The organism is Clostridium paraputrificum (assembly GCF_900447045.1).
GTDB lineage: Bacteria > Bacillota > Clostridia > Clostridiales > Clostridiaceae > Clostridium > Clostridium paraputrificum.
In genome coordinates, this window is sequence record NZ_UAWH01000005.1 from 768,984 (window position 1) to 794,486 (window position 25,503).

Annotated in this window: 27 protein-coding genes and 1 pseudogene; 19 read left to right on the forward strand and 9 right to left on the reverse strand. The window is 29.1% G+C overall.

Annotation, left to right across the window (positions count from 1 at the left end):
- The first annotated feature begins 101 nt into the window (after positions 1-101).
- The 6 genes from DR024_RS03640 to tpx all read left to right on the forward strand — a co-directional run bounded on the left by DR024_RS03640 (position 102) and on the right by tpx (position 8,512).
- The gene (locus tag DR024_RS03640) at positions 102-1,994 is read left to right on the forward strand and encodes a sensor histidine kinase (RefSeq protein WP_051195950.1); all 1,893 of its coding nucleotides are present in this window, start codon (positions 102-104) and stop codon (positions 1,992-1,994) included.
- A 4-nt stretch (positions 1,995-1,998) separates the two neighbouring features.
- Positions 1,999-4,020, forward strand: a complete 2,022-nt coding sequence (locus DR024_RS03645) for a sensor histidine kinase (protein WP_027098241.1) — start codon at positions 1,999-2,001, stop codon at positions 4,018-4,020.
- Between the two features lie 61 nt (positions 4,021-4,081).
- The gene (locus tag DR024_RS03650; RefSeq protein WP_055185254.1) at positions 4,082-4,588 is read left to right on the forward strand and encodes a TspO/MBR family protein; all 507 of its coding nucleotides are present in this window, start codon (positions 4,082-4,084) and stop codon (positions 4,586-4,588) included.
- 255 nt (positions 4,589-4,843) lie between these two features.
- Positions 4,844-5,698, forward strand: a complete 855-nt coding sequence (locus tag DR024_RS03655) for a PRD domain-containing protein (protein WP_027098239.1) — start codon at positions 4,844-4,846, stop codon at positions 5,696-5,698.
- 84 nt (positions 5,699-5,782) lie between these two features.
- On the forward strand, positions 5,783-7,939 hold the full coding sequence (locus DR024_RS03660; RefSeq protein WP_027098238.1) for a type IA DNA topoisomerase: 2,157 nt from the start codon (positions 5,783-5,785) through the stop codon (positions 7,937-7,939).
- Positions 7,940-8,014: 75 nt separating this feature from the next.
- On the forward strand, positions 8,015-8,512 hold the full coding sequence (gene tpx / locus DR024_RS03665) for a thiol peroxidase (protein ID WP_027098237.1): 498 nt from the start codon (positions 8,015-8,017) through the stop codon (positions 8,510-8,512).
- Positions 8,513-8,564: 52 nt separating this feature from the next.
- Here the strand turns inward: tpx and DR024_RS03670 are convergent, their stop codons facing one another.
- The gene (locus tag DR024_RS03670; RefSeq protein ID WP_027098236.1) at positions 8,565-9,278 is read right to left on the reverse strand and encodes an LrgB family protein; all 714 of its coding nucleotides are present in this window, start codon (positions 9,276-9,278) and stop codon (positions 8,565-8,567) included.
- Entirely contained in the window at positions 9,262-9,645 is a 384-nt protein-coding gene (locus tag DR024_RS03675) for a CidA/LrgA family protein (protein WP_027098235.1), read from the reverse strand. Before DR024_RS03675 ends, DR024_RS03670 begins: the two co-directional genes overlap by 17 nt.
- Before the next feature lie 199 nt (positions 9,646-9,844).
- On the opposite strand from DR024_RS03675, the gene DR024_RS03680 reads away from it, so the two are divergent.
- Positions 9,845-10,165 (forward strand): winged helix-turn-helix transcriptional regulator, encoded by a 321-nt coding sequence (locus DR024_RS03680; protein ID WP_099327923.1) that lies wholly within the window; start codon positions 9,845-9,847, stop codon positions 10,163-10,165.
- 12 nt (positions 10,166-10,177) lie between these two features.
- The gene (locus DR024_RS03685) at positions 10,178-11,422 is read left to right on the forward strand and encodes a redoxin domain-containing protein (protein ID WP_055184624.1); all 1,245 of its coding nucleotides are present in this window, start codon (positions 10,178-10,180) and stop codon (positions 11,420-11,422) included.
- Between the two features lie 43 nt (positions 11,423-11,465).
- On the opposite strand, the gene DR024_RS03690 is transcribed toward DR024_RS03685, so the two are convergent.
- From DR024_RS03690 to DR024_RS03710, 5 genes are all read right to left on the reverse strand, one after another.
- On the reverse strand, positions 11,466-12,254 hold the full coding sequence (locus tag DR024_RS03690) for an ABC transporter permease (protein ID WP_055184622.1): 789 nt from the start codon (positions 12,252-12,254) through the stop codon (positions 11,466-11,468).
- Positions 12,254-13,012 (reverse strand): ABC transporter ATP-binding protein, encoded by a 759-nt coding sequence (locus tag DR024_RS03695; RefSeq protein WP_027098231.1) that lies wholly within the window; start codon positions 13,010-13,012, stop codon positions 12,254-12,256. Before DR024_RS03695 ends, DR024_RS03690 begins: the two co-directional genes overlap by 1 nt.
- 111 nt (positions 13,013-13,123) lie before the next feature.
- Entirely contained in the window at positions 13,124-14,143 is a 1,020-nt protein-coding gene (locus tag DR024_RS03700; RefSeq protein WP_027098230.1) for an ABC transporter substrate-binding protein, read from the reverse strand.
- Positions 14,144-14,432: 289 nt separating this feature from the next.
- Positions 14,433-15,362: a transketolase family protein gene (locus DR024_RS03705; RefSeq protein WP_027098229.1), complete on the reverse strand. Its 930-nt coding sequence runs from the start codon at positions 15,360-15,362 to the stop codon at positions 14,433-14,435.
- The gene (locus tag DR024_RS03710) at positions 15,359-16,177 is read right to left on the reverse strand and encodes a transketolase (RefSeq protein WP_055253410.1); all 819 of its coding nucleotides are present in this window, start codon (positions 16,175-16,177) and stop codon (positions 15,359-15,361) included. The genes DR024_RS03705 and DR024_RS03710 overlap by 4 nt, the downstream gene beginning before the upstream one ends.
- A gap of 194 nt (positions 16,178-16,371) precedes the next feature.
- Between DR024_RS03710 and DR024_RS03715 the strand changes: the two genes are divergently transcribed.
- The 10 genes and pseudogenes from DR024_RS03715 (at position 16,372) to DR024_RS03760 (ending at position 24,240) form a co-directional block, all read left to right on the forward strand.
- Positions 16,372-17,364, forward strand: a complete 993-nt coding sequence (locus DR024_RS03715; RefSeq protein ID WP_027098227.1) for a LacI family DNA-binding transcriptional regulator — start codon at positions 16,372-16,374, stop codon at positions 17,362-17,364.
- A 217-nt stretch (positions 17,365-17,581) separates the two neighbouring features.
- Positions 17,582-18,487, forward strand: a complete 906-nt coding sequence (gene rbsK / locus DR024_RS03720) for a ribokinase (protein WP_055253412.1) — start codon at positions 17,582-17,584, stop codon at positions 18,485-18,487.
- Between the two features lie 96 nt (positions 18,488-18,583).
- Positions 18,584-19,030, forward strand: coding sequence for a GNAT family N-acetyltransferase (locus DR024_RS03725; protein ID WP_111918186.1), 447 nt, complete (start codon positions 18,584-18,586; stop codon positions 19,028-19,030).
- A gap of 26 nt (positions 19,031-19,056) precedes the next feature.
- Positions 19,057-19,848, forward strand: coding sequence for a DUF3100 domain-containing protein (locus DR024_RS03730; RefSeq protein WP_055253416.1), 792 nt, complete (start codon positions 19,057-19,059; stop codon positions 19,846-19,848).
- Between the two features lie 29 nt (positions 19,849-19,877).
- On the forward strand, positions 19,878-20,360 hold the full coding sequence (locus tag DR024_RS03735; RefSeq protein ID WP_055253418.1) for a hypothetical protein: 483 nt from the start codon (positions 19,878-19,880) through the stop codon (positions 20,358-20,360).
- Positions 20,361-20,373: 13 nt separating this feature from the next.
- On the forward strand, positions 20,374-21,315 hold the full coding sequence (locus tag DR024_RS03740; protein ID WP_055253419.1) for a nucleoside hydrolase: 942 nt from the start codon (positions 20,374-20,376) through the stop codon (positions 21,313-21,315).
- 277 nt (positions 21,316-21,592) lie between these two features.
- Positions 21,593-22,240: pseudogene (gene fsa, locus DR024_RS03745) on the forward strand (fructose-6-phosphate aldolase).
- Positions 22,241-22,503: 263 nt separating this feature from the next.
- Positions 22,504-22,890, forward strand: coding sequence for a GNAT family N-acetyltransferase (locus tag DR024_RS03750; RefSeq protein WP_172458916.1), 387 nt, complete (start codon positions 22,504-22,506; stop codon positions 22,888-22,890).
- Positions 22,891-23,053: 163 nt separating this feature from the next.
- On the forward strand, positions 23,054-23,368 hold the full coding sequence (gene trxA / locus DR024_RS03755; RefSeq protein WP_027098220.1) for a thioredoxin: 315 nt from the start codon (positions 23,054-23,056) through the stop codon (positions 23,366-23,368).
- A gap of 14 nt (positions 23,369-23,382) precedes the next feature.
- Entirely contained in the window at positions 23,383-24,240 is an 858-nt protein-coding gene (locus tag DR024_RS03760; RefSeq protein ID WP_027098219.1) for an NAD(P)/FAD-dependent oxidoreductase, read from the forward strand.
- Between the two features lie 94 nt (positions 24,241-24,334).
- On the opposite strand, the gene DR024_RS03765 is transcribed toward DR024_RS03760, so the two are convergent.
- Positions 24,335-24,583: a spore coat protein gene (locus DR024_RS03765; protein ID WP_027098218.1), complete on the reverse strand. Its 249-nt coding sequence runs from the start codon at positions 24,581-24,583 to the stop codon at positions 24,335-24,337.
- A 13-nt stretch (positions 24,584-24,596) separates the two neighbouring features.
- The gene (locus DR024_RS03770) at positions 24,597-24,782 is read right to left on the reverse strand and encodes a hypothetical protein (RefSeq protein WP_027098217.1); all 186 of its coding nucleotides are present in this window, start codon (positions 24,780-24,782) and stop codon (positions 24,597-24,599) included.
- A 193-nt stretch (positions 24,783-24,975) separates the two neighbouring features.
- On the opposite strand from DR024_RS03770, the gene DR024_RS03775 reads away from it, so the two are divergent.
- On the forward strand, positions 24,976-25,491 hold the full coding sequence (locus DR024_RS03775; RefSeq protein ID WP_027098216.1) for a DedA family protein: 516 nt from the start codon (positions 24,976-24,978) through the stop codon (positions 25,489-25,491).
- Positions 25,492-25,503: the final 12 nt, after the last annotated feature.

The window sequence follows — 25,503 nt, forward strand, 5'->3', positions numbered from 1 at the left end:
TCTAATTTTAGACATTAAAAGAATTTATATATAATAAAAAACTTCATAACTTCACATATTTTAGAAAATAATGTAAAATAAGAGTGTGGGGAGATGATGATTTGTTAGATAATGAGAATTGGAAAGACATTATTTATTGGCAAATAAAAAATGTTGTACTTTATTTGCTAATAATGATTTTTATATATAGTTTTGTTTATATTGTATTTATAGATTATAAGGATATATTGGATATGATTAATAGCATACTTCTAATAATTATTGGAGTTTCTGCAATTATAATTATAAATACAACAATGTTGTTACCTGAGAGAATTGTTAAATTGAGCAGTTTATTATATATAGTAATAGTTATTTTCGCTTTACTAGAGTTATTACCCAAACATAGAATGTACCTTAAGGAAATTACTTTTGGACAAGTCGGTTTTGAGAGCTTTATGTATATGTGTTTTTTCTCTGCATTGATACTTGTTTATACCAATATGGGCAAAAGAGAAAATAAAAAAATAAAAATAATATCCTATTTCATAATAGTCATATTTATATGTAATCAATTTACTGGAAGAAGTTTTATAATTATAAAACTTCTTTCAATAATACTGTTAGTAATATCCTATTTTACTTTAGCTGACTTTAAGTTCATTGAAGATAAAAAGTTAAATATTGCAAAGTTAGGAAATATATCATTTCTTTTAATAACTATAAGTAGCTTTAAATCTACGTATATATATGTCTATGAGGCTTTTTTAATTACTATGATTCTGTATACGGTAGTTCTTATGAAAAATATAGTTAATAATCCTTATAAGGTATTATTTAAAGACCTTTTTGAAAAAGGGATAGAAATGAAGAATTTAAATACAAAAATAATTGAAAAGAATAGAGAATTAGAGTTTTCTCAAAATGTTGTTATGAAAAAGGAGAAGGCTTTTAAGAGTTTTTTTCAGAATGTTCCTATACCATTAATAATTTTGAATAAAGGAACTCAAAGGATTTCTTTTGCAAATTCTAGTTTTGTTAATATTGTAGAAAATAAATCTTTAAAAAGTATTATAAATAAGAAAATTACATCCGTAATAAGTGTAGATGAAGGCCAATTAAATAAATTTAATTATAGTGAAGGAAAGATAATACTTAGGGGGTCTATATCTAATAAGGGAGATTTAAAATATTTTGATATAGAGTTAATTGATAGTAGTACAAGTGGTGATGAAATAATAGTAATACTAAATGATGTTACATCAAATGTTAAAGTTGATTCAATGAAAGAAGCTATTCAAAATAAAATGTTAGAAGAAAACTTGAAAAGAGATTTTCTATCAAATATATCCCATGATCTAAAAACGCCTATTAATGTGATATACTCAGCAACGCAGCTAGAAGAGTGTTTAATAAAAAATAGTAATATTAGTGGATTGAAAAAATATAATACTATTTCTAAACAAAACTGTATTTCATTGATAAGATTAGCTAATAACCTTATAGATACTAGTAGGATAGAATCTGATTATATATCTGCTAACCTTAAAGTTAAAAATATTGTAGATATAATAGAGAATATAATCGCAACATTAGTAGACTATGCTCATAATAATAATGTAAATTTGATTTTTGATACTAATGAAGAAGAGGTATATGTAGAATTAGACGAAGATTTTATGCAGAGAATAATTGTGAACTTAATTTCCAACTCTATAAAGTTTTGTGATTATAATGGAATGATAAAAATAAATGTACATGCTTCTGATAAGAAAGTAGAGGTCTCCGTACAAGATAATGGAATAGGAATGGAAGAAGAGTTTATAAAAGATATATTCAACAGATATTCTATGGGAAAAAATAATGAAGCAAAATCCAATAAAGGAACAGGTATTGGTATGTTTGTTGTAAAAAGATTGATGGAAATACAAAATGGAAATATATCTGTGAGTAGTAAAGTAGGAGAAGGAACAAGATTTGATTTAGTATTTAATAGAGTTTTAGAAAGGTGTTAGAAATATGTTTAATAGAATTAAATCTATAGAGTATCAAGATGATAATAATGATAACAAATATAAAAAATCTTTATTTGTTACTGTTCCAATATTAATTTCAATACTGCTAAATTATTTTGGCGATGGTTATTATAACTTATATCCTATTCTTATAGAAATATTCTGCTCATCTATGGGGGCTGCCTTATTTCTAGTATGTATTATAAGAAAGGATAAAAAAGTTAATTACTATTTTTATATTGGAATAGGATTCTTCTTTTTAAGTATATTTTCATTTATACATGCAGTTCTATTGAATTCATCTGTACTCAACGTGAGTGAAAGTATAAATGATATTTTTGTATTTTCATCATATTGTTTATCTTATATTTTAATTATATTGTCATTTTGGTTGGATAAAAAGAGAAGTAATCTAATAGATTCTATAAGGGAATATATATTAATAAGTATATCAATATTATTAGTAAATATGTATTGTACTACAAAAAAATCCTACTTAGGAAGTAACATGGAATTTGAGAAGATAATAATTTTAATAACATTAATAATTATAACTTTTATTTTCATTAGTAAAAATAAAGGTAGATTGAATGTTAATGAAAGGAATTATCTTTATGTCTATTTAACATTATTAATATTAAGCCAAGTAATTAGTATTTTTAATGAGTTTCGTGGATTTACTTTAGGGTTTGAGGTTGGAATATTTAAGTATTCATCTTATTGTATAATGTTTGCGGCTATATCTAAATTTGTATTATATAAATCTTACAATGATATAAGGAAGGACTTAGAAAAAGCACAAAAAATGCAAGTAGATTTAAATAGAAGGTTGAGTGAAAGAAATAAACTGCTTATTGAGTGTAAATCACAAATAGAAAAAAGTGAAAAGAAATATGGCAAACTAATTGATACAATAAAAGATGGAATAATAATTTTTTATTTTGATAGGCTTTCTTATATAAATAAGGGAGCTCTAGAAATATTAGATTATAATGAAAATGCACATGTTACTGGAAGAATGCTAAAGTATATACTTAAAGAGTTAATACCAGAAAATAGCTTCCATTTTGATAATAATGGGAATGTGCTTTTAGATAATTATATTAAAATAGAGAATATAATAAGAAACGATAAAGAGTATGAAATATATTTATTAAAAATGGACAAGTATAATAGATTACTATATATAAAAGATAATACTGAAATAAATAGGAATAGAAAAATTAGAAAAGAATATGAAGAGTATTTAAAGGAAGAATCACTAAAAAATGAATTCTACTCTAATATATCTCACGAATTAAGAACTCCCATAAATCTCATTTATTCAGCACTTCAATTAAATGAAATTAATTTAGAGGAAGAATCTATAGAACCACTAATGGCAAGAAATAAGATAATTAGGCAAAATTGTTTAAGACTTATAAGAACAATTAACAATTTTATTGATACTAATAGGATATCTGAAGGCTTTTTAAAGCCTAATATGAAGGTTTATAACATAGTATCTGTTATAGAAAATATTTCTATGGAATGTACAAGTTATTTTGAAAAAATAGATGGAACTATTACTTTTGATTCTATTGAAGAAGAAATCTGTGTTAAATGTGATAAGGATATGATGGAAAGAATAATGTTAAATCTTTTATCAAATAGTGTGAAGTATGGTAAAAGAGGGGGGGAAGTATATATATATATTGAAGAAGAGGATGATATAGTATTAATTCATGTTAGTAATAATGGATATGTTATAGATAAAGACATGCAACCTTATATATATGATAAATTCACTAAAATTAACAAGTCATTAAATAGAGAAAGAGAAGGAAGTGGCTTAGGTTTATTCTTGGTAAAAGCCCTTTTAGAGTTACAAGGTGGAGTGATTGAACTTAAATCTAACAGTAAGGTAGGTAGTGAGTTTATAATTAAGTTACCTAAATCCTACGAAGAAGAGAATGCAGAGTATAAGCATGAGATGGTTGATATAAAAGAAAAAGTAGATATGGAATTTTCAGATATATACCTTTAAGCATATTTTTTCTATATAAACATAATAATATATAGAATATAGGAGTTTTGGGGTGTATTAGATGGGAAAAATATTTAAGGTAAATGGTAAGTTTAAGATATTGCCTTTTATTGGACTAACAATATTACCACTGATAGGTGGAGTAGGGATAGGATATCTTATTAGAAACTCTATAAATATATATGGAAAATTAGATAAACCTATATTTTCACCACCTAGTTTTGTTTTTATAGTTGTGTGGACTATATTGTATTTACTTATGGGTTTTGCGTCATATAGGATATATATGATTAGAGATAGTGGTAAAGATATTGGAACATCTTTGTTCTTTTATATCATACAGCTATTGTTAAATTATTTGTGGCCAGTTATATTCTTTTCATTTAGATTATATGGAATGGCTTTTATAGAGTTGATAGTTCTGTTCATATTTGTGGTGATTACATTTATTAAATTTATCAAACTAGATAAGATAGCAGGATTTTTATTTATACCTTATATGGCTTGGTTAATATTTGCAGCTGTATTAAATTACTTTGTTTGGTGGAAAAACGAAATGTATATATAGGTGATTATTGATTTCGGTGTATGAATGTGATAATATTAGATATAGTTTAATATGGTTAGTTTATAATGGCGTGTTACAAAAGGCATCAGCTATCGATTAAGGATAGTTGGCGCTTTTTTGTTTTGATAAAAATTTAGTATTATAATATATAAGTATCAAATGTTTACATGATAATGTAAAAATGATATTATATACGATGATATAAAGTCTAAAAATGTATTTTCATTAAAGTGATTTTTAGAAAGAGAGGATAATATGAGTAGGGTATTAAATAAAGATGCAGTCATAACTAGAGCTTTTAATAATAACCTTGCCTTAGTAAAAGTAGATGGCAAAGAGAAAATAATCTTTGCTAAGGGAATAGGTTTTGGTAAAAAATTTGGAGAAATTATAAGTAAGGATACTTTTGTAGAAAAGATATTCTCTATTGAAGATGAAAGTAATGCTAAAAATTTAAAAAGAATAGTAGAGAAAGTTGATAATGAGTTTTTTGCAGTTTGTGAAGAGGCTATTGTAGATATTTCAAAAAAGGTGGAAGGTGAATTGAATGAAAAGATTCACGTAAGTCTAATAGATCACCTTCATTTTGCAGTGAAAAGACTTAAAAATAAAGAAGAGATAGTAAATCCTTTCTTAGCAGAGATAGAAAGTTTTTATCCAAAGGAGTATGAATTAGCTAAAATAGTAGCCAATAGAGTTGGGAAGGCAATGAATATAGCAATTCCAGAAGGAGAGGTTGGATTTATTGCATTACATGTACATTCTGCATTAAATAATGGGAAATTATCCAATACTGTAAAGTATAGTTATTTAAGTGGAAATATTATAAAACATATAGAGGAAAGGTTACATTTAACTATAGATAGAAAATCTCTTGATTATACAAGATTTATTACTCATATTAGATTTGCAATAGAAAGAATTATGAATAAAGCAAAGATTCATAATGATTTATCAGATGTTATAAAAATTAGATATAAAGAATCATATAAGGTAGCAAAAGAAGTTGCACTTATAATTCAAGACTATTTAGCTGTAAAGGTAAGTGAAGAGGAAATTGCATATTTAGCTCTTCATATTGAGAGATTTAGAGTGAGTTTGTCAGATTAATATAAATTATAGTATAATAAGAGTAGGCATATTAACTTACATAAGTTAAGTTGCCTATTTTTTTGATTTAGAAAGGATTGTTATATGAGTAAGGTAATTATTGCAGAAAAACCATCTGTAGCTAAAAATATAGCAGATGCCCTTAATATAAAAAAGAGAAAAGATGGATATTTCGAGGGTGAAGGATTTTATATAACATGGGCTTTTGGTCATTTGCTTCAACTTTATGATGCGAAAGATTATGATGAGAATATGAAGGGGTGGAGAATGGAGAAATTCCCTTTTATTCCTGAAGAGTTTAAGTATAAGGTAAAGTGTGACAATGTAAATAGAAGCGCCGAAGATAAAGGTGCTGCCAAACAAATTAATATAATAAGTTCCCTTATTAATAGAAGTGATGTTGATGGTGTGGTTTCTGCAACGGATTTCGATAGAGAAGGTCAAGTTATAGCAGATGAACTTTTTGGATATTTAAGTGTTCAAAAACCAATTTATAGATTATTACTTAACGAATGGACTCCGGATGAAGTCAAGAAGGGAATGGCTGCACTTAAAGATAATGTTGAGATGAAGTCACTTCAAGATGCAGGTATAGGTAGGCAATGGACAGACTGGATTATAGGTATAAATCTTACTTCAGTAACTACTTTGAAATACAATTTTGAGAAAAATAAAACTTTAAATATAGGAAGAGTTTTACTTCCAACATTAAAAATAATTTATGATAGGGATCTTGAAATAGAAAACTTTAAGGCAACAAGCTATTATAAATTAACTTCAACATTTAAAACTTCAAGAAATGAAGAATTTGATGCTTTATATTATGAAAAGGAATCTGAAAAGTTTGAAGATAAGAAGGCACTAGATAATATTGTATCATTATTAGATGGGATAGATGCTAAGGTAATTGATAAACAAACAGATAAGAAGAGAGAGTATCCTCCATATCTATTTAATCTTTCAAATCTTCAAGGGTATATAACAAGTAAATATAAGGGATGGACATCAGATAAGGTTTTGAAGGTGGCTCAAAGTCTTTATGAAAAGAAGTTTACAACTTATCCAAGAACGGCATCAGTTGTTCTTGAAGAAAGTTTAGAGGATAGAGCAAGAAAAGTATTAAATACATTAAAAACAGGTTTACCTTATGAAAACGAAATTAAGTTTATAAAATCAAAAAGGGTATTTGATAATTCTAAAGTAGAAAGTCATAGTGCTATAACGCCAACTTATATAAAACCTACTGGACTTAGTAAGGATGAAGAAATTGTATATAATGCAATTAAAAATAGATTTATAATGCAATTTATGCCAATAGCAGAATTTGAAGAAACTAAGATTACATTAAAGGCTGAAAATCCAGAAGTTAAAGGTGAATTTATAGCTAAGGGTAAGGTTCAATTGGTAGAAGGGTGGAGAAAGGTAGAGAAGATAGATACAAAGGATACAATTCTTCCAATGGTAAGTAAGGATGAAAATGTACAGTTTGTAGCTAACAAAATAGGGAAAGTTACTAAAAAGCCCCCTAAATATCACACAGAAAAAACTCTGTTAAGAGTCATGGAAACCTGTGGTAAAGGTGTAGAGGACAAAGAGGACTCGGAGGAAATGATGGCTTCTATCTTAAGTGGTTTTAGTATAGGTACTCCAGCTACTAGAGCAGAAACTATTAAAAAGCTTAAGGATATAGGATATATAAAAACTAAAGGAAAAAGTCTTACTTGCACTGAACTTGGAAGGACAATGGTTGAAATATTTCCTGTTAAGGAGCTTCTTGACCTTGAGTATACAGGAAGACTTGAAAAGACATTATCAGATATAGAAAAAGGAAGATTTGAAAAATCTGATTTTATGAATTTAATTTGTAATTTTACTGAAACTGCTGTTGATAAGATAAAGAATGATACAGGAGCATTATCAAAGTTTAAGGTTGAAGCTCCAGAAGGAAAAGAAGTTGTAGGAAGATGTCCGACTTGTGGAAATCCAGTTATAGAAGGAGAAAAGGGATTTGGATGCACTAATTGGAAAAATGGATGTAAGTTTACTATCTGGAAAGATGATAAGTATATTGCTTCTTTTGGAAAACAAGTTACTAAAGAGATGGTGAAGCTTCTTCTTCAAAATGGTAAGGTTGGATTTAGGAACTTGAAGAGTAAAAAGGGAAATACTTTTTCAGCTTATTTTAAATATATTAAGAATGAAGAAACTGGAAGATATAATTGGGAGATAGAATTTATTTAAGAGAAATTGCTTTGCAATTTCTCTTTTTTGAATAATGTTTTTTCTATAGGGAAATTTATTTGTGAGGTGAGATAAATGAAAAAAATAACTTTTAAAGGAAAAGATATAACTCTTGAAGGTAATCAGTTATCAGTTGGAGATACATTAAAGAACTGTACTCTTGTTGGAAATGATTTGAATGAAGTTGAGTTAACAAAGACAAATGGTATTAGAGTAATATTATCTGTGCCATCAATTGATACTCCTGTTTGTGATACTGAAGTTAGAAGGTTTAATAAAGAAATTGAAAGTTTACCTAATGTACATTGCTATACTGTTTCAATGGATTTACCATTTGCTCAGGCAAGATGGTGTGGAGCAGCTGGAATTAATAGAGTAACAACTTTATCTGATTATAAGTATAGAAGTTTTGGAGACACAACAGGAACTTATATAAAAGAGCTAGGATTATTAACAAGAGCTTCTTTTGTTGTAGATGAAAATAATAAAGTTATATTTGTAGAATATTTGGATGAAGTAGCTAATGAACCAAGTTATGATAAGATAATTAGTGTTGTAAAAAATGCTATTTAATAATTTATTTATAAGTTTAAGAGGAGAGCTTTGCAAAGGCAAAACTCTCCTCTTATTTTATTAAGCTATGAATATATAAAGATATGTTGTAGGCTAATGGAGCAATAAATACTGTCATTATTCCAGCAACTCCAATTGAAAGACCACTCATAGCTCCTTCTGTTTCACCTATTTCCAAGGCCTTAGTAGTACCAACTGCATGAGCAGCTGTTCCTAGAGAAATTCCAACTGCAACACTGTCTTTTATTTTGAATATTTTACAAATTGTAGGACCCATAACTGCTCCAATTATTCCAGAGAGAATTATTGCAAGAACAGTTACTGAAGAAATACCTCCTAATTGATTAGAAAGTTCAATTCCTATTGGAGTTGTAACTGACTTAGGTAATAGTGATTTTATTATTGAAGCATCCAGTCCTAATAAATAAGAAAGTCCTATTACTGCAAATATTCCTATAATAGACCCAAGAAGTACTCCAAGAAAGATTGATAAAGAATGTTTCTTTAATAAATCTAACTGTTTATATAGAGGGACTGCAAGTATTACAGTTGATGGTCCAAGGAACATATTTATAAATTTACCACCTTGATTATATGTGTCAAAATCAATATTAAAGGCAAGTAAGAATGCTACTACAATTCCTATTGCAATAAGTAATGGGTTAAATAGTGGAATGTTTGTCTTTCTATATATGTATAACCCTATTTCAAAGGCAGCTAGTGAAAGTACTATACCAAATAAAATATTATTAGTTATTATGTTCATCTACTTCACATCCTTTATTGTTACTAACTTTTCTAGATATAAATTGAACTATTAATCCTGTGCTCGCTATTACTATTGAAGTTGTTAATATACATACTATTATTAGTTTTAACCAAGTATCTTTTATAACTCCTACAGATGACATAAGTCCAACACCAGCAGGGATGAAGAAGAATGCTAGATGATCTAAAAGAAATGTTGATACTGTTTCAATCTGTTCTAGTTTTATTACTTTTGTGCATAAAAGTAACAATAAAATTAGCATTCCTAGAATGTTTCCAGGTATAGGGAGATTTAAAAGTCCAGATATTAGTTCACCCATTAGATAAATTCCAAATATTATAATTGCTTCTCTAAATAGTTTCATAATGCGCCTCCTATTTTATATCTCTTTTAATTTATCATTTATGAAAATAAATGTAAACCACGAAAAAATGCGGAAAACAGTTAATTATGTCTATATATGGCTGTGAGTTTTAGTTACTTAAAAGTTACTAATTGATAGTATAAATAATTATTGTTATACTTAAAAACAAGCTATATATAAGATAGGAGATGAACAAAGTATGGATAATAATAAATTTAAGTGTCCTATTGAATCTTTATCAAATATATTAGGGAAGAAGTGGGTATTTAATATAATATGGTTTTTAAGAGAAGATAAAAAAAGATTTAGTGAGATTCAAAAGTATTTAGAAGGGTGTAGTAGAAAAGTGTTATCTCAACAATTAGATTTACTTATAGAAAATAATATAGTAATTAATGAAAAGCAGGAGATAAATAATAATTTGGAATCTTATTATTATTTAAGTAGTAATGGATTAGAGCTACTTGATATAATAGAAAGAATGATAGTATGGGGAGAAGCAAATTTAAAATGCAAATAAAGGAGTATTAAAATGTTTGACGGATTATCATCATTAGAGAATATAAGTTTTTTACTAGTATTTTTAGAAGGGGTATTATCATTTTTATCACCTTGTGTTTTACCTTTAATACCTATTTATATTAGTTATTTAGCAGGTAATGCAAAGAAAGAAAATGAAGATGGAAGTATAACATATGTAAGAAAAAAAGTGTTATTTCACACAGTATTCTTTATATTAGGAATTTCAACAGCCTTTTTTGTGTTAGGTTTATCATTTACTTCCTTAGGAAAGTTCTTTAATACAAATAAAGCTTTATTTAGTAAAATTTCAGGAATTATAATTATAGTTTTAGGATTATATCAAATTGGGATATTTGATTTTAAGTTCCTTCAAAGAGAGAGAAAGATAAATCTTAATTTAAGTGGTAAGAAGATAAATCCTTTAATGGCATATATAATGGGATTTACATTTAGTTTTGCATGGACTCCTTGTGTGGGACCAGCGTTATCATCAGTATTAATTTTAGCTTCTAGTGCTAAAAATGCTGCTTTGGGAAATTTGTTAGTACTATTGTATACAGTAGGGTTTACAATACCATTTTTATTATTAGGTATATTTACTACACAAGCTTTAAATTTTATTAAGAAAAATAAGAAGATAATGAAGTATACAATAAGAGCTGGTGGCGTAATTATGATTATAATGGGTGTAATGACCTTCACTGGATGGGTAAATAATATAACAGGATATTTAAGTTCAACTGGAAATAATCAGAACACTCAACAGGAACAGCCTAAAGATGAAGAAAAAGAAAGTGATAGTGCAGGAGATGAGAAAGAAGCACCAAGTGCAGTTGACTTTGAACTAGTTGACCAGTATGGAAATACGCATAAGTTATCAGATTATAAAGGAAAGGTAGTATTTCTTAATTTCTGGGCAACTTGGTGTCCTCCTTGTAAAATGGAGATGCCTAATATAGAAGAACTTTATAAGAAATACAATTATAATAAAGATGATGTTGTTATATTAGGGGTAGCTCAGCCTGGAGGGCAAGAAAAAAGTATTTCTGGTATAAAAGAATTTATAAATAGTAATGGGTATACTTTTCCTACAGTTTTTGATGAAAGCGGGGATGTATTTGGAAGGTATTACATAAGATCACTTCCGACTACTTTTATGATTGATAAAGAGGGAAAGATATATGGCTATGTAAGTGGAGCTTTATCAAAGGATCAAATGAATAGTATTATAAATCAAACAATAGAAAAGAAATAGTAATAGGTTATGAGGGATTCTCATAGCCTATTACTTTAAAAGGTTAGGATTCTTTAATATATTTTTTTTCTATAATAGCAACTAATTTATACATCAAGAATGCAATTATTGAAAGTAGTACTATACTCATCATTACCATATCTAATTGGGAGATTTGACCGCCATAAACAATTAGGAAACCAAGCCCCTCTCTTGCAACTAGGAATTCCCCCATAATGACACCAACCCAAGATAGTCCTACATTAATCTTTAAAGCTGATATTAACACAGGAATAGTATAAGGTATAATTAAATATTTTAAAATTTGTATTTTGTTAGCTTGGAATGTTTTCATTAATAGAATTTTCTCTCTATCTACATCCTGGAATCCTGTAAATACACTTATTATAGTGGTTACAATAGATATTAAAAGTGCTATTACAATTATAGCGCTAGTACCATTACCAACCCAGAATATTATAATAGGTGCTAAAGCGACCTTTGGTAGAGCATTTAATACAACTAAATAAGGGTCTAATACCTTAGCTGTAAATGGGAACCACCAAAGAACTATAGCGATTATAGTACCTAAGATAGTGCCCAGTGAGAAGCCTAATATAGTCTCATAACATGTAACCCAAATGTGCCTTAGTATAGTTCCATCTTCATAGAAAGATAGGAAAGATTTAAACATTCTGCTAGGACTTGAAGTTAAAAATGGATCAACCCACTTCATATCTGCTGCTAATTCCCATAGCAATATAAAACCAAGAAGAATTACTAATCTAAAAAAGGTAACTTTTAGTTTGTCACGTTTAACCTTCTTAACATATAGCTCATGTTCCTTACTCATTATCCATCCAACTCCTTCCATAATAAATTAAAGTAGCCTTTAAATTCAGGCTCTTTTCTTCTTTGGAAAGGGGTAGCATCTTTATTTTGAAATTCCATAGGAACATCAATTTTTATGGTAGAAGGTCTTTTAGCTAAAACTAAAATTCTATTTGCTAAGGAAATTGCTTCGCTTATATCATGAGTAACCATAATTGCTGTTTTCTTCTCTTTTTTTATTATAGAGCTTACATCATCACAAACTTTTAATCTTGTTTGATAATCTAAAGCAGAAAAAGGTTCATCTAAAAATAATACATCCGGATTTAAAGCAAGGGTTCTAATTAAAGCAACTCTTTGTCTCATACCACCTGAAAGTTCTCTAGGATAATGATTTTTAAATTTTAGAAGATCATAATCTTTTAATAGTTCTTCAACTCTTTCTTTGTTTTCTGGGGTCATAAGTTTCTTTATTTTTAATCCTAAAGTTACATTTGTCCAAACGGTTTCCCATTCAAATAAATGATCCTTTTGAAACATGTACCCAATTTTATTTAAATTTTTATGAATATCCTCACCATTATAAAGTACTATTCCACTAGAAGGTTCTAATATTCCAGATAGTATATTTAAAAGAGTGGATTTCCCACAACCAGAAGGTCCGAGTATACAAATAAAATCTTCATTACTTACATCAAAATTTATATTAGTTAATGCTTTTGTCTCTCCTTTTAAGGAGTGATAATTCATAGATATATCTTGAATTTCAAGCAAAGACATCTAATCACCACCTTTTTATTTTATGTATATAGGTGGATTGTCATATATGTGATGTGGGAAGCCTTAAAATTAAGGCTTCCATCATCCACACTTGTTCGTTCTGTATTTCTACTATTTTTCATTTACTATTTTTTCAGCAAAAGAGTTATTTACTATTGTCTTATATTCAGGTCTAGAAGGTATAAGTGATGTGTCATATGATTGAATAACATCCATTAGTTTAGTTAAATCTTCTTCTTTTAATGTTGGGTCTGAAGCTAAAGCATCGATCTCTTTGTAATTATCGATGACATTAATCATAATTTCTCTATCAGTTCCAGGGAAGAAAGATATAATTGAATCAGCTATTTCTTCAGTTGAATGGCTTTGGAACCATTGTTGTCCTTTATAGATAGCTCTGGTGAATTTTTCTATTGTTTCTGGATTTTTATCCATATAGGATTTTGTTGAGAAGAAACAAGTATAAGCAAGTTTACCAGAGTCTTTACCTATTGAAGCAACAATCTTTCCGCTACCTTCTTTTTCTAGCATTGAAGCTGTAGGTTCAAATAGAGCTACGTATTCCCCACTTCCAGCTTTAAATGCACCAGCAGTAGCAGTGAAATCAATATTAGTTACCATTTCTACATCTTTTTCAGGGATAATACCATGGTTCCTCATAACATATTCAAGTGCCATTTCAGGAACGCCACCAGGTCTGCCGCCTATTAACTTCTTACCCTTTATCTGTTCCCAAGTGAAGTTTGATTCGTCATTTCTTCCAACTAGGAAGGAACCGTCTTTTTGAGTAAGTTGAGCAAATAGTACTGGGTAATCTTCTCTTCCTTGATTATAGATATAAATTACTTGTTCAGGTCCACAGAAACCAATGTCGGCGTTGTTGCTAAGCACATTTTGCATAACTTTGTCCGCTCCTTGTCCAGTTGAAAGATCTATTTCTAATCCTTCCTCTTCAAAGAAGCCTTCGCTTATAGCAACATACATTGGAGCGTAGAATACAGAACGAACTACTTCGTTAAGACGGACTTTTTGTAGCTCTGAATTTTCTTTTTCCTTGCCACAACCAATAAAAGAACAACTAATGGTAAAAACAAGTGCTAAGAAAAGTGCTAGTTTTGATTTTTTCCTCATGTTCGTATGTCCTCTCCTTAATGATTATTAAAGATGCTTTATGATGTATATTATGACGGATAATGTCAGAGTGTTAAAGAAATGTGGAAATGATAAAGAATATTAATCAAAAATAGTTATAGTAATTGATTTGTTTGGATAGGGGATATTAAACTTTTCTTGTTCTTATTAAAAGTAGTAAATTAGATATTGATTTTTATTTAAGTTAATATAAAGGGACAGTATAAGATTTATTTAGATACTGTCTCTTTATATTTGTGGTCATTTAATATGTGTCATATGGAAAAAACTATATTATTGATTTAACTGTTTTAACAATTTTATCTGATGTTAAGCCGTATTCTTTGAATAATTCTTCAGGTTTTCCGCTTTGTCCAAAAATATCATTTATTCCAATTTTTTTTACTAATGAAGGGTGATTTTCACATATAACTTCTGAAACAGCAGAACCAAGTCCTCCAACAACATTATGTTCTTCTACTGTTACAATTTTTCCAGTTTCTTTTGCAGCTTTAAGAATGATTTCAGTATCAATTGGTTTTATGGTATGAAGATTAATTACTCTTACATTGATACCTTCAGCTTTTAATTTTTGTTGTGCTTCTAAAGATACTTGCACCATTGAACCTGTAGTAATTATAGTACAATCATTACCTTCTCTTAAAGTTACACCCTTACCAAACTCAAATTTATAGTTAGATGAATTTACGCTATCTACTGCTAAACGACCTAAACGTACATAGCATGGGCCATCACAGTTTGCTACATACTTTATAATTTCTTCAGTTTCCTTTTCATCGCAAGGTGAGAAAACTTTCATATTAGGAATAGAACGCATCAAAGCAAGGTCTTCAATAGCTTGATGTGATGCACCATCTTCTCCAACAGAAATTCCAGAATGAGTAGCACAAAGCTTTACATTTAAGTTAGTATAAGCTACTGAGTTTCTTATTTGTTCAAAGGCACGTCCGGCTAAGAACATAGCAAAACTACTTGCAAAAACTATTTTACCTGTAGAGGCTAATCCTGCTGCCACGCCAACCATATTTGCTTCAGCAATACCCATATTGTAGAAAGACTCTGGTGAAGAAGCTTTTACATCACATGTTTTTGTAGATTTAGATAGATCAGCATCTAATACAATTATATTTTTATTTTCTTTAGTAAGTTGAGATAAAGCTTTACCATAAGCTTCTCTTGTTGCAATTTTAGACATTATAAAGCCTCCTCTATTTCTTTTAATGCAAGTTCAACCTGCTCCTTATTAGGGGCAGCACCATGCCATCCAGCTTGGTTTTCCATAAATGAAACCCCTTTTCCTTTTATAGTTCTTGCAATAATTACAGTAGGCGCTCCTTTAAAGTTTTTTGCCTCTTCATAACAATCTAAAAGAGCATCTATATCATGACCGTCAACAGTAAGTACATTCCACCCAAAAGCTTTAAATTTTTCATCTATTGGGGTAGGATTCATTACATCTGTAATGTTTCCATCAATTTGAAGACCATTAAAGTCAACAATTGCTAATAAATTGTCTAATTTATAGTGGCTTGCACACATAGCTGCTTCCCAAACTTGTCCTTCTTCTAGTTCTCCATCACCTAAAAGGCAATATACTCTATTGGATGAGTTATCTATTTTGTTTCCTAAAGCCATACCTACAGCTGTTGATATACCTTGTCCAAGGGAACCTGTAGACATATCTACTCCAGGAACATAATTCATATTTGGATGTCCTTGTAGTTTTGAACCTAATGAACGTAAATTGATTAGTTCTTCTCTTGAAAAGAATCCTCTATTACTTAAGGTTGCATACAAAACAGGAGCAGCGTGTCCTTTTGAAAGAACAAATCTATCTCTATCTTGTTTGTTAGGATTATAAGGGACTATATTCATTTCTTCAAAATATAGAGTTGTTAGGATTTCTACTGCTGAAAGAGAACCACCTAGATGTCCAGATGAAGCGCTTGCGATAGATTTTATAATATCTGTACGAATTGTTTTGCAGATAGTATTTAAATTTTGATTTTTCATAAATATATGCTTAAGATTAAGCAATTCACCTACCTTTTTAGTTTGTAAGTAATTTGCTTAAGTTAGAAAAGTTTGTTGTTTGTATTGATAAACATAATTTAAAAGAAAAAAATGTTTCTGTCAAGTAAAAAGTTAAAATTATTGACAAGTAACTCTTTATTAATATAGAATTTTTAGGAAAGAGGGTGAGTGAAATGGCTACAATAAGAGATGTGGGGAAATTGGCAGGAGTATCGGTAGCTACAGTATCTAGAGTTATAAATAAAAAGGGTTATGTAAGTAAAGAAACTGAAGAAGCTATTTTAAATGCAATGAAAATGTTAAATTATACACCAAATGATGTTGCTAGAAGATTAGCAGGAAAAAAATCAAAAACAATAGGACTAATTATTCCTAATATATTAAATCCATTCTTTCCAGAGGTGGCAAGAGCAGCAGAGGACACTGCAAATAAATTAGGATATAATTTAATTCTTTGTAATACTGATAATAGTAGGGAAAAAGAAAGGCAATATTATGAGATGTTGTTTAACAAACAAGTAGATGGAATTATGATTTGTTCTTATACGGCCACACCTGAAGAATTATTGGCTTTAATAGATAGAGGTATGCCTTTAGTTGTATTAGATAGGGAGTTTATTAATTATGAAATACCTTCTATAACTGGAGATAATAAAGATGGTGGAAGGAATGCAGCAATGCACCTTTTAGAGTGTGGATGTAAAAATATTGCACATATTACAGGGCCTATGTATATTGAGGCTTTAGAGGATAGATTTAATGGCTTTAAAGAAGTGCTAAAAGAAGAGAATCTATTTAGAGCAGATTTGGTTAAAGTTGATGAATTTTCTTTAAAGGGAGGATATAGCTCTACTAAAAAACTCCTTCAAGAGGAAAATAACATTGATGGTATATTTGCTGGAAATGATATTTTAGCAATAGGATCTTATAAAGCATTAAGAGAGATGGGTTATGAGCTTGGAAAAGATATTAAATTAATAGGTTATGATGGGTTAGAGTCTAATATAAATTACTTAGAAATTTCATCTATAGCTCAGCCAATGTATGAATACGGACAAAAGGGTGTAGAATTGTTGTTAAAAAAGATAGAGGGAAACGAGGATATATCAAAAGAAAAAATAAAACTAAATGCTAAGTTAATAAAAAGAGTATCTACTATAGGATAGATGGGCAGTGGTTTACACTGCTTTTTTTATGCAAAAAAATATATGTATTTGTTTACATAACAGGTTGACAAGAAAAAAACACCATGATAATATATGTATATAACCGGTTACACATTGGAGTTATTTGTTTGAGTTAAAAGTTTGTTAGGTATTGAAGTTACTATGTTTGTAAAAATAAAACGCTAATATTTAAACGGTTTACTATTTGGAGGTAGAAATGAAGAAGGTAGTAGTAGTAGGAAGCCTTAATATGGACCTGGTGATGGAAGTTGAAAGAATGCCAAAAGTTGGAGAAACTATAAAGGGTAATAAGATGAGTTACTTTATTGGTGGGAAAGGTTCTAATCAAGCAGTAGCGGCTTCAAGGCTAGAAGATAATGTGAAAATCATAGGATGTGTTGGTAAAGATACATTTGGTGAAAAAATTTTAAAGCATTTAAAGGAAGACGGTGTTAACGTAGAGAGTGTTAGGGAAGATAATTGTGCATTTACTGGACTAGCTACAATATTTAAGACACCTGAAGACAATTCTATAGTGGTGATACCTGGAGCAAATGATTTTTGTGATATAGATTTAATCAAAACCTATGAAGAGGTAATAAAGGATGCAGATGTTGTAATAACGCAGTTAGAAATTCCTATGGAAACTGTTGAGTATACTCTTAAAATAGCAAAGAAACATGGTGTTAAAACCATACTAAATCCAGCGCCTGTAAAGACATTATCTAAAGAAATAATTAATAATGTAGATTTTATTACACCTAATGAAACTGAATTTGAGATAATATGTGGACAAGCTTTTAATAATGGTGAAGAACTAGAAGATAGTATGTTAAAATGGCAAGAAAATAATAGTTGTAACTTAATAGTAACACGTGGTAAGCATGGATCTTCCTATGTGAAGGATGGAAAAGTTATTACTATAGATGCAATAGAAGTTAAGGTAGTAGACACTACTGGAGCAGGTGATACTTTTAATGGGGCTTTTGCTCATTGCATAGCAAATGATTTTAGAATTGAAGAGGCAGTAAGATTTGCAGGAATAGCAGCTTCTTTATCAGTAAGTAAACTAGGTGCTCAATCAGGAATGCCAGCTTTAAATGAGCTAAACAAATATTTATAAACGAAGAAGATAATATTTTGAAGTGTAAAATAGATTATTGAATGCTTTTTGCTTGAAGTAATAAGACTTAAAGTATTTAATTTATGGAGGGATAATATGGAGGTGGCGGAAGTGGTATGGGGAGAAAATCCAGAAACTCAAGCTATAAAAGAACTTAGAAAAAGAATATTTGTAGAGGAGCAAGGGATTGGTAACCAAATTATTGAGGATAAAGATGAAAAAACATGTATTCAACTGATAGGAGTACAACAAGGAAATATAATAGGTCATCTAAGGATATATAAAATATCTCATTATAAATATAAAATTCAGAGAGTATGCATTGATAGTGATTATAGAAGAAATGGTTTTGGACAGATTTTAATAGGTTATGCAGAGGAAGAGATAAAAAGGAATGGAGGGTATACTGCTATATTATGGGCACAACAAAGATATGAAGCTTATTATAAAAAATTAGGTTATAGTTGTAGTGCTTTTGAAGAAGTTATAAATTATTTTAAAAAACCACATATAGAAATGTGGAAAAAATTAGTATATAAATAAAAATACAAAATTGGGAGGAATAAGTTATGAAAAAAGATAGGATTCTTTTCTTTGGGTTTATTTTGCTAATAATTTTTATTTCTGAAATGATTGGAGTACAAGGAATTACTATTGGAAGTATTTCTATTAGTGTATTACCGTTAGTATTTGCTGTAATAATTGCTATGGTTGTAGGACTTTCTATTTTTAGAAAAGGAATAATAAAGAATATCTATTCTAAAGAGAATGTTGATTTTGCTGGGAAATACTTAATTTTTATAATGTTACCATTAATGGCGAGATATGGTGCTGATGTAGCTCCGAAAATAAATGAGATTTTAGAGGTTGGTTGGATTTTTCTTCTACAATCAGTAGGCAATATTGGAACTGTATTATTAGGATTACCAGTAGCGCTATTACTAGGTTTAAAAAGAGAAGCTATTGGTGCAACATTAGGAATTGGACGTGAAGGAGAATTAGCTTATATATCAGAAAGATTTACAGTTAATTCAGATGAAGGTCGGGGAGTATTATCTATATATCTAATCGGTACATTATTTGGTTCTATAATATTTAGTGTAATACCACCTATCTTAAGTGTATTAGGATTTGACTATAGAGCTTTAGCTATTGGTACTGGATTGGGATCTGCTAGTATGATGACAGCTGCATCAACATCACTTATTCCATTATATCCAGAAGCTGAGTCAACAATTACATCTTATGCTGCTGCTAGTCAATTAGTAACTAGCTTTATTGGAACATATGTAATGGTGTTTTTATCAATTCCATTAATGAACTTTATGTATAAAATTTTCAAGAAAGAAAAAGCTATTTAAGCTTTTATTAAGAAAAGAGGGATGAAAAGATGAAAGATACTATAAAAGGGTTATTTGATAATGTAAAGATACTATTTTTGGGTGCAGGGTTGATTTTATTTACTCAGGCTGTAAAATTAATTAAAAATCCAGAGTCTACACCAATTACTGGAGAAACATTTGTCGGATTGATTGTGTTAGTATTTTTTGCTACTGTAGGTTTATTTATAACTGATTTGGCTAAGAAATCAAAGGTAAAAGTTCTGAAAAGTTTCCCGGCTCTAGGATGGGTTTCAATAGTATCGTTAATTTTTTGTTTAATGTCAAATTTTTTTGTGAAAGCAATTGGAGCAGTGGATTTTCTATCTATAACTACACCTGTATTAGCGTTTGCGGGGGTTTCTGTATCAGATAGTTTAGGTGATTTAACAAAAACTTCATGGAAAATATTAATTGTAGCGGTATTTGTATTCTTAGGGAGCTATTTAGGGCGTGTATTGCTTGCACAACTTGGAATTATGATTAGTAGATAAGGAGGAAATTCAAATGAAGATGATTTTAGATGTAGATACAGGGATAGATGATGCTTTAGCCATTGCATATGCAATAGGAAAAGAAGAAATTGATTTAATAGGTATAACTACTGTTTTTGGAAATGTAAATGTTTATGATGCTTCAAAAAATAGTTTAAATATTCTAAAATTATTAGATTCAGAAAACATTCCAGTATATATGGGAGCAGAACATTCAGTTATATCTTCTGGATATGAACAAAAAAGAGGTGGAAAGCTTTTTCACGGGGAGAATGGCATTGGGAATATTACTTTAGAGAGTAGTACTTATGAATATAAAGATAGAGCTATTGATTTCATTTTAGATTCAGTAGAGAAATATGAGAATGATTTAACAATAGTAGCCACAGGTCCTTTGACTAATATAGCTGAGGCAATAAAAAAATCTCCAAAAACTATGAGTAAAGTTAATAAAATAGTAATAATGGGGGGGGCATTGACTGTTCCGGGAAATGTTAGTTCATTTGCAGAAGCTAATTTTTCTCAGGATGTTGAGTCGGTAGATGTAGTTTTAAGTAGTGAGCTTCCGGTTACTTTGATTGGATTAGACGTAACATTGAAGATGTTATTAACTAGAGATGATGTGGAAATATGGAAAGATATAAGTGATAAATCAAAGTGCTATTATAATATAATAGATTATTATTTTAAAGCTCATGAAATAATATCACCTGATATGGGAGGATGTGCTCTTCATGATCCACTTGCAGTAGGAGTTGCAATTAACCCTGATATTGTGAGTACTACTGCATTTTCCTTGAGGATAATAATGGAAGGAGATCAAAGTGGAAGAGTAGTATCAAATAACAAAAATTTAAATTTTAAAACTATTAAAAATGTTGAGGTTGCTTTAGATGTAAAGGCAGAGGAGTTCAAAAAAGATTTTCTGAATACTTTATATAAAGTTTTTAAGTAATTTGTCTATAGATTATATTGTCATTATTGTAGTGTAATTAACCTAATCGTACTGAATATAGTGCTTGTTTGGGGTTATAATTAATTGATTGTTTAAAAAAATATATATTTTAATAGGTGTAATTTTGAACTATTTAAAAGAAATTATATTAAATTATATTAAATTATATAGAGAAAAGCGAGAGGGTATAGAATTATTAATAAATAAAGGGTTCGTTTATAAAGGGAATAAGGATGGAGGAATATTATTTGAAACATAGTAAGTAGGAGGATATATTATGAAGTTTTTTTTAGATACTGCAAATGTTGAAGATATAAAAGAAATTAACGAATTAGGGATTTTAGCAGGTGTTACTACTAATCCATCTTTAATTGCGAAAGAAAAAAGAGATATACATGAGGTTATTTCTGAAATTGTAAATATTGTTGATGGTCCTATAAGTGCAGAAGTAATAAGTTTAGATTATGAAAACATGATTAAGGAAGGAGAAGAATTAGCCAAGATTCATAAAAACATTGTAGTGAAAATTCCAATGACAAAGGATGGGTTAAAGGCTGTTTCATATCTTTCAAAAAAGAATATAAAAACTAATGTGACTTTAATATTTTCAGCTACTCAAGCACTATTAGCTGCAAGAGCAGGTGCGACATATGTGTAACCTTTCCTTGGAAGGTTAGATGATATAGGATCTAATGGAATGATTTTAATTAATGATATCAGTGAGATTTTTAATATTCATTCAATTGACACTGAAATAATAGCTGCCTCTGTTAGACATCCAATTCATATTATTGAAGCAGCAAAAGCTGGAGCAGATATAGCTACAGTACCACCAATGGTTATTGATAATTTGATTAAACATCCATTAACTAATAGTGGAATTGAAAGATTTATTAAGGACTGGAAAGAAGCAAATAAGAAGTAGTTAATTTTGAATTTAGTTATTATATCTTATTCATAACTAAAGAAAACCAATTGGCTTTTAGTCAGTTGGTTTTTTGAATTTTAAATAAAATAAATATATATTCTTATATTTATAACAATATATATTGGGGCTTATCCTATGTTATAATATCCTATAAAGCTGAAGCGTATGGTTGTAATTATAAAAAGGGTTATAGGAATTAAAAATCAAATCTAATTTTAATATAACAATTGTAATTTAAATTATTTATGAGAGGAGTTATTATGAAAATACGAGATATGGTTTTAGAGGATTTTAAGGAAGTAAGTAAATTGATGTATCAGGTACATAATCTCCACTTAGAAAATAGGAATGATATTTATAAGGAGTCTAATCCTATGTCGAAGAATGAGTTCATAAATATCTTAGAAGATACCCATTGTATATCAATATTATCAGAAGAAAACAATGAGGTTTTAGGTTTATGCATGGCAAGTATAAAGGAAGTTTCAAATCATTCAGTACTAAAAGATAGAAAAGTTGGATACTTAGATGTGTTATGTGTAGAGGCAAGTTGTAGGAAAAGAGGTATAGGAAAAAAGCTGTGTGATGAAATTATGTTTAGACTAAAAGGGAGCTGTAAGTTTAGAACTTATGGTATGGTCCTTTAATAAAGAAGCAATAAATTTTTATGAAAGCATAGGAATGGTTGAAAGAAATAAAGTTATGGAATATAAATTATAAATATATTTTTTTAGGTGCCTAATTAACATTTATTTCATATAAATATTAATAAGAGAGTTTATAGAAGTATATTAATTAGGAGGATATAAAATAATGAGGTATATAAATACAGGAGAATTTGATTCGGAAGTTTTAAACCAAAGAGGAGTAGTAATTGTTGATTTTTATGCAACTTGGTGTGGACCTTGTAAGATGCTTACACCAGTACTTGAAAGTATAGATAATGAAATGGAAAATATAAAAGTAGTTAAAGTAGATATAGATGAAAGTAGGAGATTAGCAATGAATTATGGTATTCAAAGTGTTCCTACAATAAAGATATTCAAGGATGGAAGAGAGGTAGTTACAAGAGTAGGATTTCAGCCTAAAGAAACATTAGAAAATATTATTCAAATGATTATGTAGAGGAAGTGTAAAAATTGCAGGAACGATATGATATAGCTATAATTGGGACAGGCCCTGCAGGATTATCAGCAGCACTAAATGCTAAAATAAGAAATAAATCATTTATATTGTTTGGAAGTAATAATCTAAGTCCTAAAATAGCCAAAGCACCTAAGATAAATAATTTTTTAGGTTTTCCCAACATGAGTGGTAAAGAAATGGGAATGGCTTTTAGGGAGCATATAAATTCCATGGGAATAGAGATTACAGAAGAGAGAGTAAATAATATTTATTCAATGGGTGATTATTTTGCATTAATGGTAAATGATAAGATGTATGAGGCAAGAGCAATAATAATTGCAACAGGGGTAGAGTTTTCTAAACCTATAAAAGGAGAGTTAGAGTTTTTAGGTAGAGGGGTAGGTTACTGTGCAACATGTGATGCACCTCTTTATAGTGGAAAGGATGTAGTAATAGTATCTTCTAATGAAGAAGGTGAAAGAGATGCTAATTATGTATCGGAGTTAGCAAAAAGAGTATACTATGTTCCATTATATAATGGAGAATACAGAATTAATAGTAATATAGAAGTGGTAAAAGACAGACCTATGGAAATTATAGGTGATGATAAGGTTAAGAAGATATTATTAAAAAGTAATAAAATAGATACTGATGGAGTATTTCTTTTAAAAGATGCAATTTCTCCATCTCAACTTGTGCCTGGACTTCTAGAGATAGATGGACATATAATGGTTGATAATCATATGAGAACAAATTTAAAAGGATGCTTTGCAGCAGGAGATTGTGTTGGAAAACCATATCAATATATAAAAGCTGCTGGTGAAGGGAATATAGCATCACTATCAGCAGTTGCATATTTAGATGGAAGATAATAATTTGAGAAAATTGAAAAAATATCATAATTAGAATTTATATATATAAAGGACTAAATTAAAATTATAAGTATTTTAATTTAGTCCTTTTATATTAACCTTGAGACATTTCTTGTTTTACAGTTGCTATTTCTTCAGGAGTAGCAGGTTGTGCAGGAATATAATATCCTTTTTCTTTAGCTATTTTAAATAAATTATATTGACGAGTTTCATCTTCATTTCTCATAGTTATTATTTGTTGACGAAGTTGTTCGTTCTCAGTTTGAGAAATTATTCCACCATATCCTGCTAAACTAGCATTTAATCCAGCAAGGTAATCGCTAATCATTTCCTTTTCTTGCATTTTTACATTCCTCCTATCCTAAGAAAGTCATTAATTTATCTTTATTTGTTTTTGCATCTTGTGCATCTTTTGTAAGTATTTGTTTTAATTGAGGGTCAGTACATTGTTGAGCATAGAAGTTTAACTTCTTCTCAATAGTGCAGTGAGCTCCAATTAAATGACGTAAGTTTTGTAGCTCTAATTGATTTAAGTTAGCCATAGTTATATCTCCCTTCAAAAAAACTTCAATATTAACTTTTACAATTCACTATCGATTTATACATAAAAAACTTGGATTATTATCCTTAAACTTTTTTTAATATCTCTTTAGTTTTTCTTTAGTTTTTTCACAATATATATTAAGAAATACTATTTAGAATAAAGACATAACGAAAGAGAAGGAGATAATACCTATGAATATGGAAATCTTAATGAATTATTTTTCGCAATATGGACTAATAGTTTTCTTTATAATAATTTTTCTTGAATATCTAAATGTACCAGGCTTGGCAGCTGGTATAGTAATGCCTCTTGCAGGTGTATGGGCAGCTAATGAAGGAATAGGTTTTTTTACAGCTATTTTTATATCAGTAATAGCTGGACTTTTAGGAAGCTTGGTTCTTTACGCAATAGCTAGAATAGGTGGAGAAATATTTTTAAAGAAATTAATAAATAAGTTTCCTAGTCAAGAAAAAACAATAAATAACAAACTAGACTACTTAAGACAAAAGGGAAGTGTAGGAGTTTTTGTTAGTAAATTAATACCTATGGCAAGAACATTAATAGAAATTCCAGCTGGAGTATTAAAGATTGATTTTATGAAATATTTTTGTAGTGCTGGGTTAGGAATATTCGTGTGGAATTTAATATTTGTAGGGTCAGGATATATATTTGGTGAAGCTGTATTTCAAAAGCTAACATTTTTATAAGGAGGATATAAA

Excerpts from the sequence above, each read along its gene's own strand:
- DR024_RS03645 (WP_027098241.1), top strand. The coding sequence starts at position 1,999 with ATGTTTAATAGAATTAAATCTATAGAGTATCAAGATGATAATAATGAT.
- DR024_RS03650 (WP_055185254.1), top strand. The coding sequence starts at position 4,082 with ATGGGAAAAATATTTAAGGTAAATGGTAAGTTTAAGATATTGCCTTTT.
- DR024_RS03655 (WP_027098239.1), top strand. The coding sequence starts at position 4,844 with ATGAGTAGGGTATTAAATAAAGATGCAGTCATAACTAGAGCTTTTAAT.
- DR024_RS03660 (WP_027098238.1), top strand. The coding sequence starts at position 5,783 with ATGAGTAAGGTAATTATTGCAGAAAAACCATCTGTAGCTAAAAATATA.
- tpx (WP_027098237.1), top strand. The coding sequence starts at position 8,015 with ATGAAAAAAATAACTTTTAAAGGAAAAGATATAACTCTTGAAGGTAAT.
- DR024_RS03670 (WP_027098236.1), bottom strand. The coding sequence starts at position 9,278 with ATGAACATAATAACTAATAATATTTTATTTGGTATAGTACTTTCACTA.
- DR024_RS03675 (WP_027098235.1), bottom strand. The coding sequence starts at position 9,645 with ATGAAACTATTTAGAGAAGCAATTATAATATTTGGAATTTATCTAATG.
- DR024_RS03680 (WP_099327923.1), top strand. The coding sequence starts at position 9,845 with ATGGATAATAATAAATTTAAGTGTCCTATTGAATCTTTATCAAATATA.
- DR024_RS03685 (WP_055184624.1), top strand. The coding sequence starts at position 10,178 with ATGTTTGACGGATTATCATCATTAGAGAATATAAGTTTTTTACTAGTA.
- DR024_RS03690 (WP_055184622.1), bottom strand. The coding sequence starts at position 12,254 with ATGAGTAAGGAACATGAGCTATATGTTAAGAAGGTTAAACGTGACAAA.
- DR024_RS03695 (WP_027098231.1), bottom strand. The coding sequence starts at position 13,012 with ATGTCTTTGCTTGAAATTCAAGATATATCTATGAATTATCACTCCTTA.
- DR024_RS03700 (WP_027098230.1), bottom strand. The coding sequence starts at position 14,143 with ATGAGGAAAAAATCAAAACTAGCACTTTTCTTAGCACTTGTTTTTACC.
- DR024_RS03710 (WP_055253410.1), bottom strand. The coding sequence starts at position 16,177 with ATGAAAAATCAAAATTTAAATACTATCTGCAAAACAATTCGTACAGAT.
- DR024_RS03715 (WP_027098227.1), top strand. The coding sequence starts at position 16,372 with ATGGCTACAATAAGAGATGTGGGGAAATTGGCAGGAGTATCGGTAGCT.
- rbsK (WP_055253412.1), top strand. The coding sequence starts at position 17,582 with ATGAAGAAGGTAGTAGTAGTAGGAAGCCTTAATATGGACCTGGTGATG.
- DR024_RS03725 (WP_111918186.1), top strand. The coding sequence starts at position 18,584 with ATGGAGGTGGCGGAAGTGGTATGGGGAGAAAATCCAGAAACTCAAGCT.
- DR024_RS03730 (WP_055253416.1), top strand. The coding sequence starts at position 19,057 with ATGAAAAAAGATAGGATTCTTTTCTTTGGGTTTATTTTGCTAATAATT.
- DR024_RS03735 (WP_055253418.1), top strand. The coding sequence starts at position 19,878 with ATGAAAGATACTATAAAAGGGTTATTTGATAATGTAAAGATACTATTT.
- DR024_RS03740 (WP_055253419.1), top strand. The coding sequence starts at position 20,374 with ATGAAGATGATTTTAGATGTAGATACAGGGATAGATGATGCTTTAGCC.
- DR024_RS03750 (WP_172458916.1), top strand. The coding sequence starts at position 22,504 with ATGAAAATACGAGATATGGTTTTAGAGGATTTTAAGGAAGTAAGTAAA.
- DR024_RS03765 (WP_027098218.1), bottom strand. The coding sequence starts at position 24,583 with ATGCAAGAAAAGGAAATGATTAGCGATTACCTTGCTGGATTAAATGCT.
- DR024_RS03770 (WP_027098217.1), bottom strand. The coding sequence starts at position 24,782 with ATGGCTAACTTAAATCAATTAGAGCTACAAAACTTACGTCATTTAATT.
- DR024_RS03775 (WP_027098216.1), top strand. The coding sequence starts at position 24,976 with ATGAATATGGAAATCTTAATGAATTATTTTTCGCAATATGGACTAATA.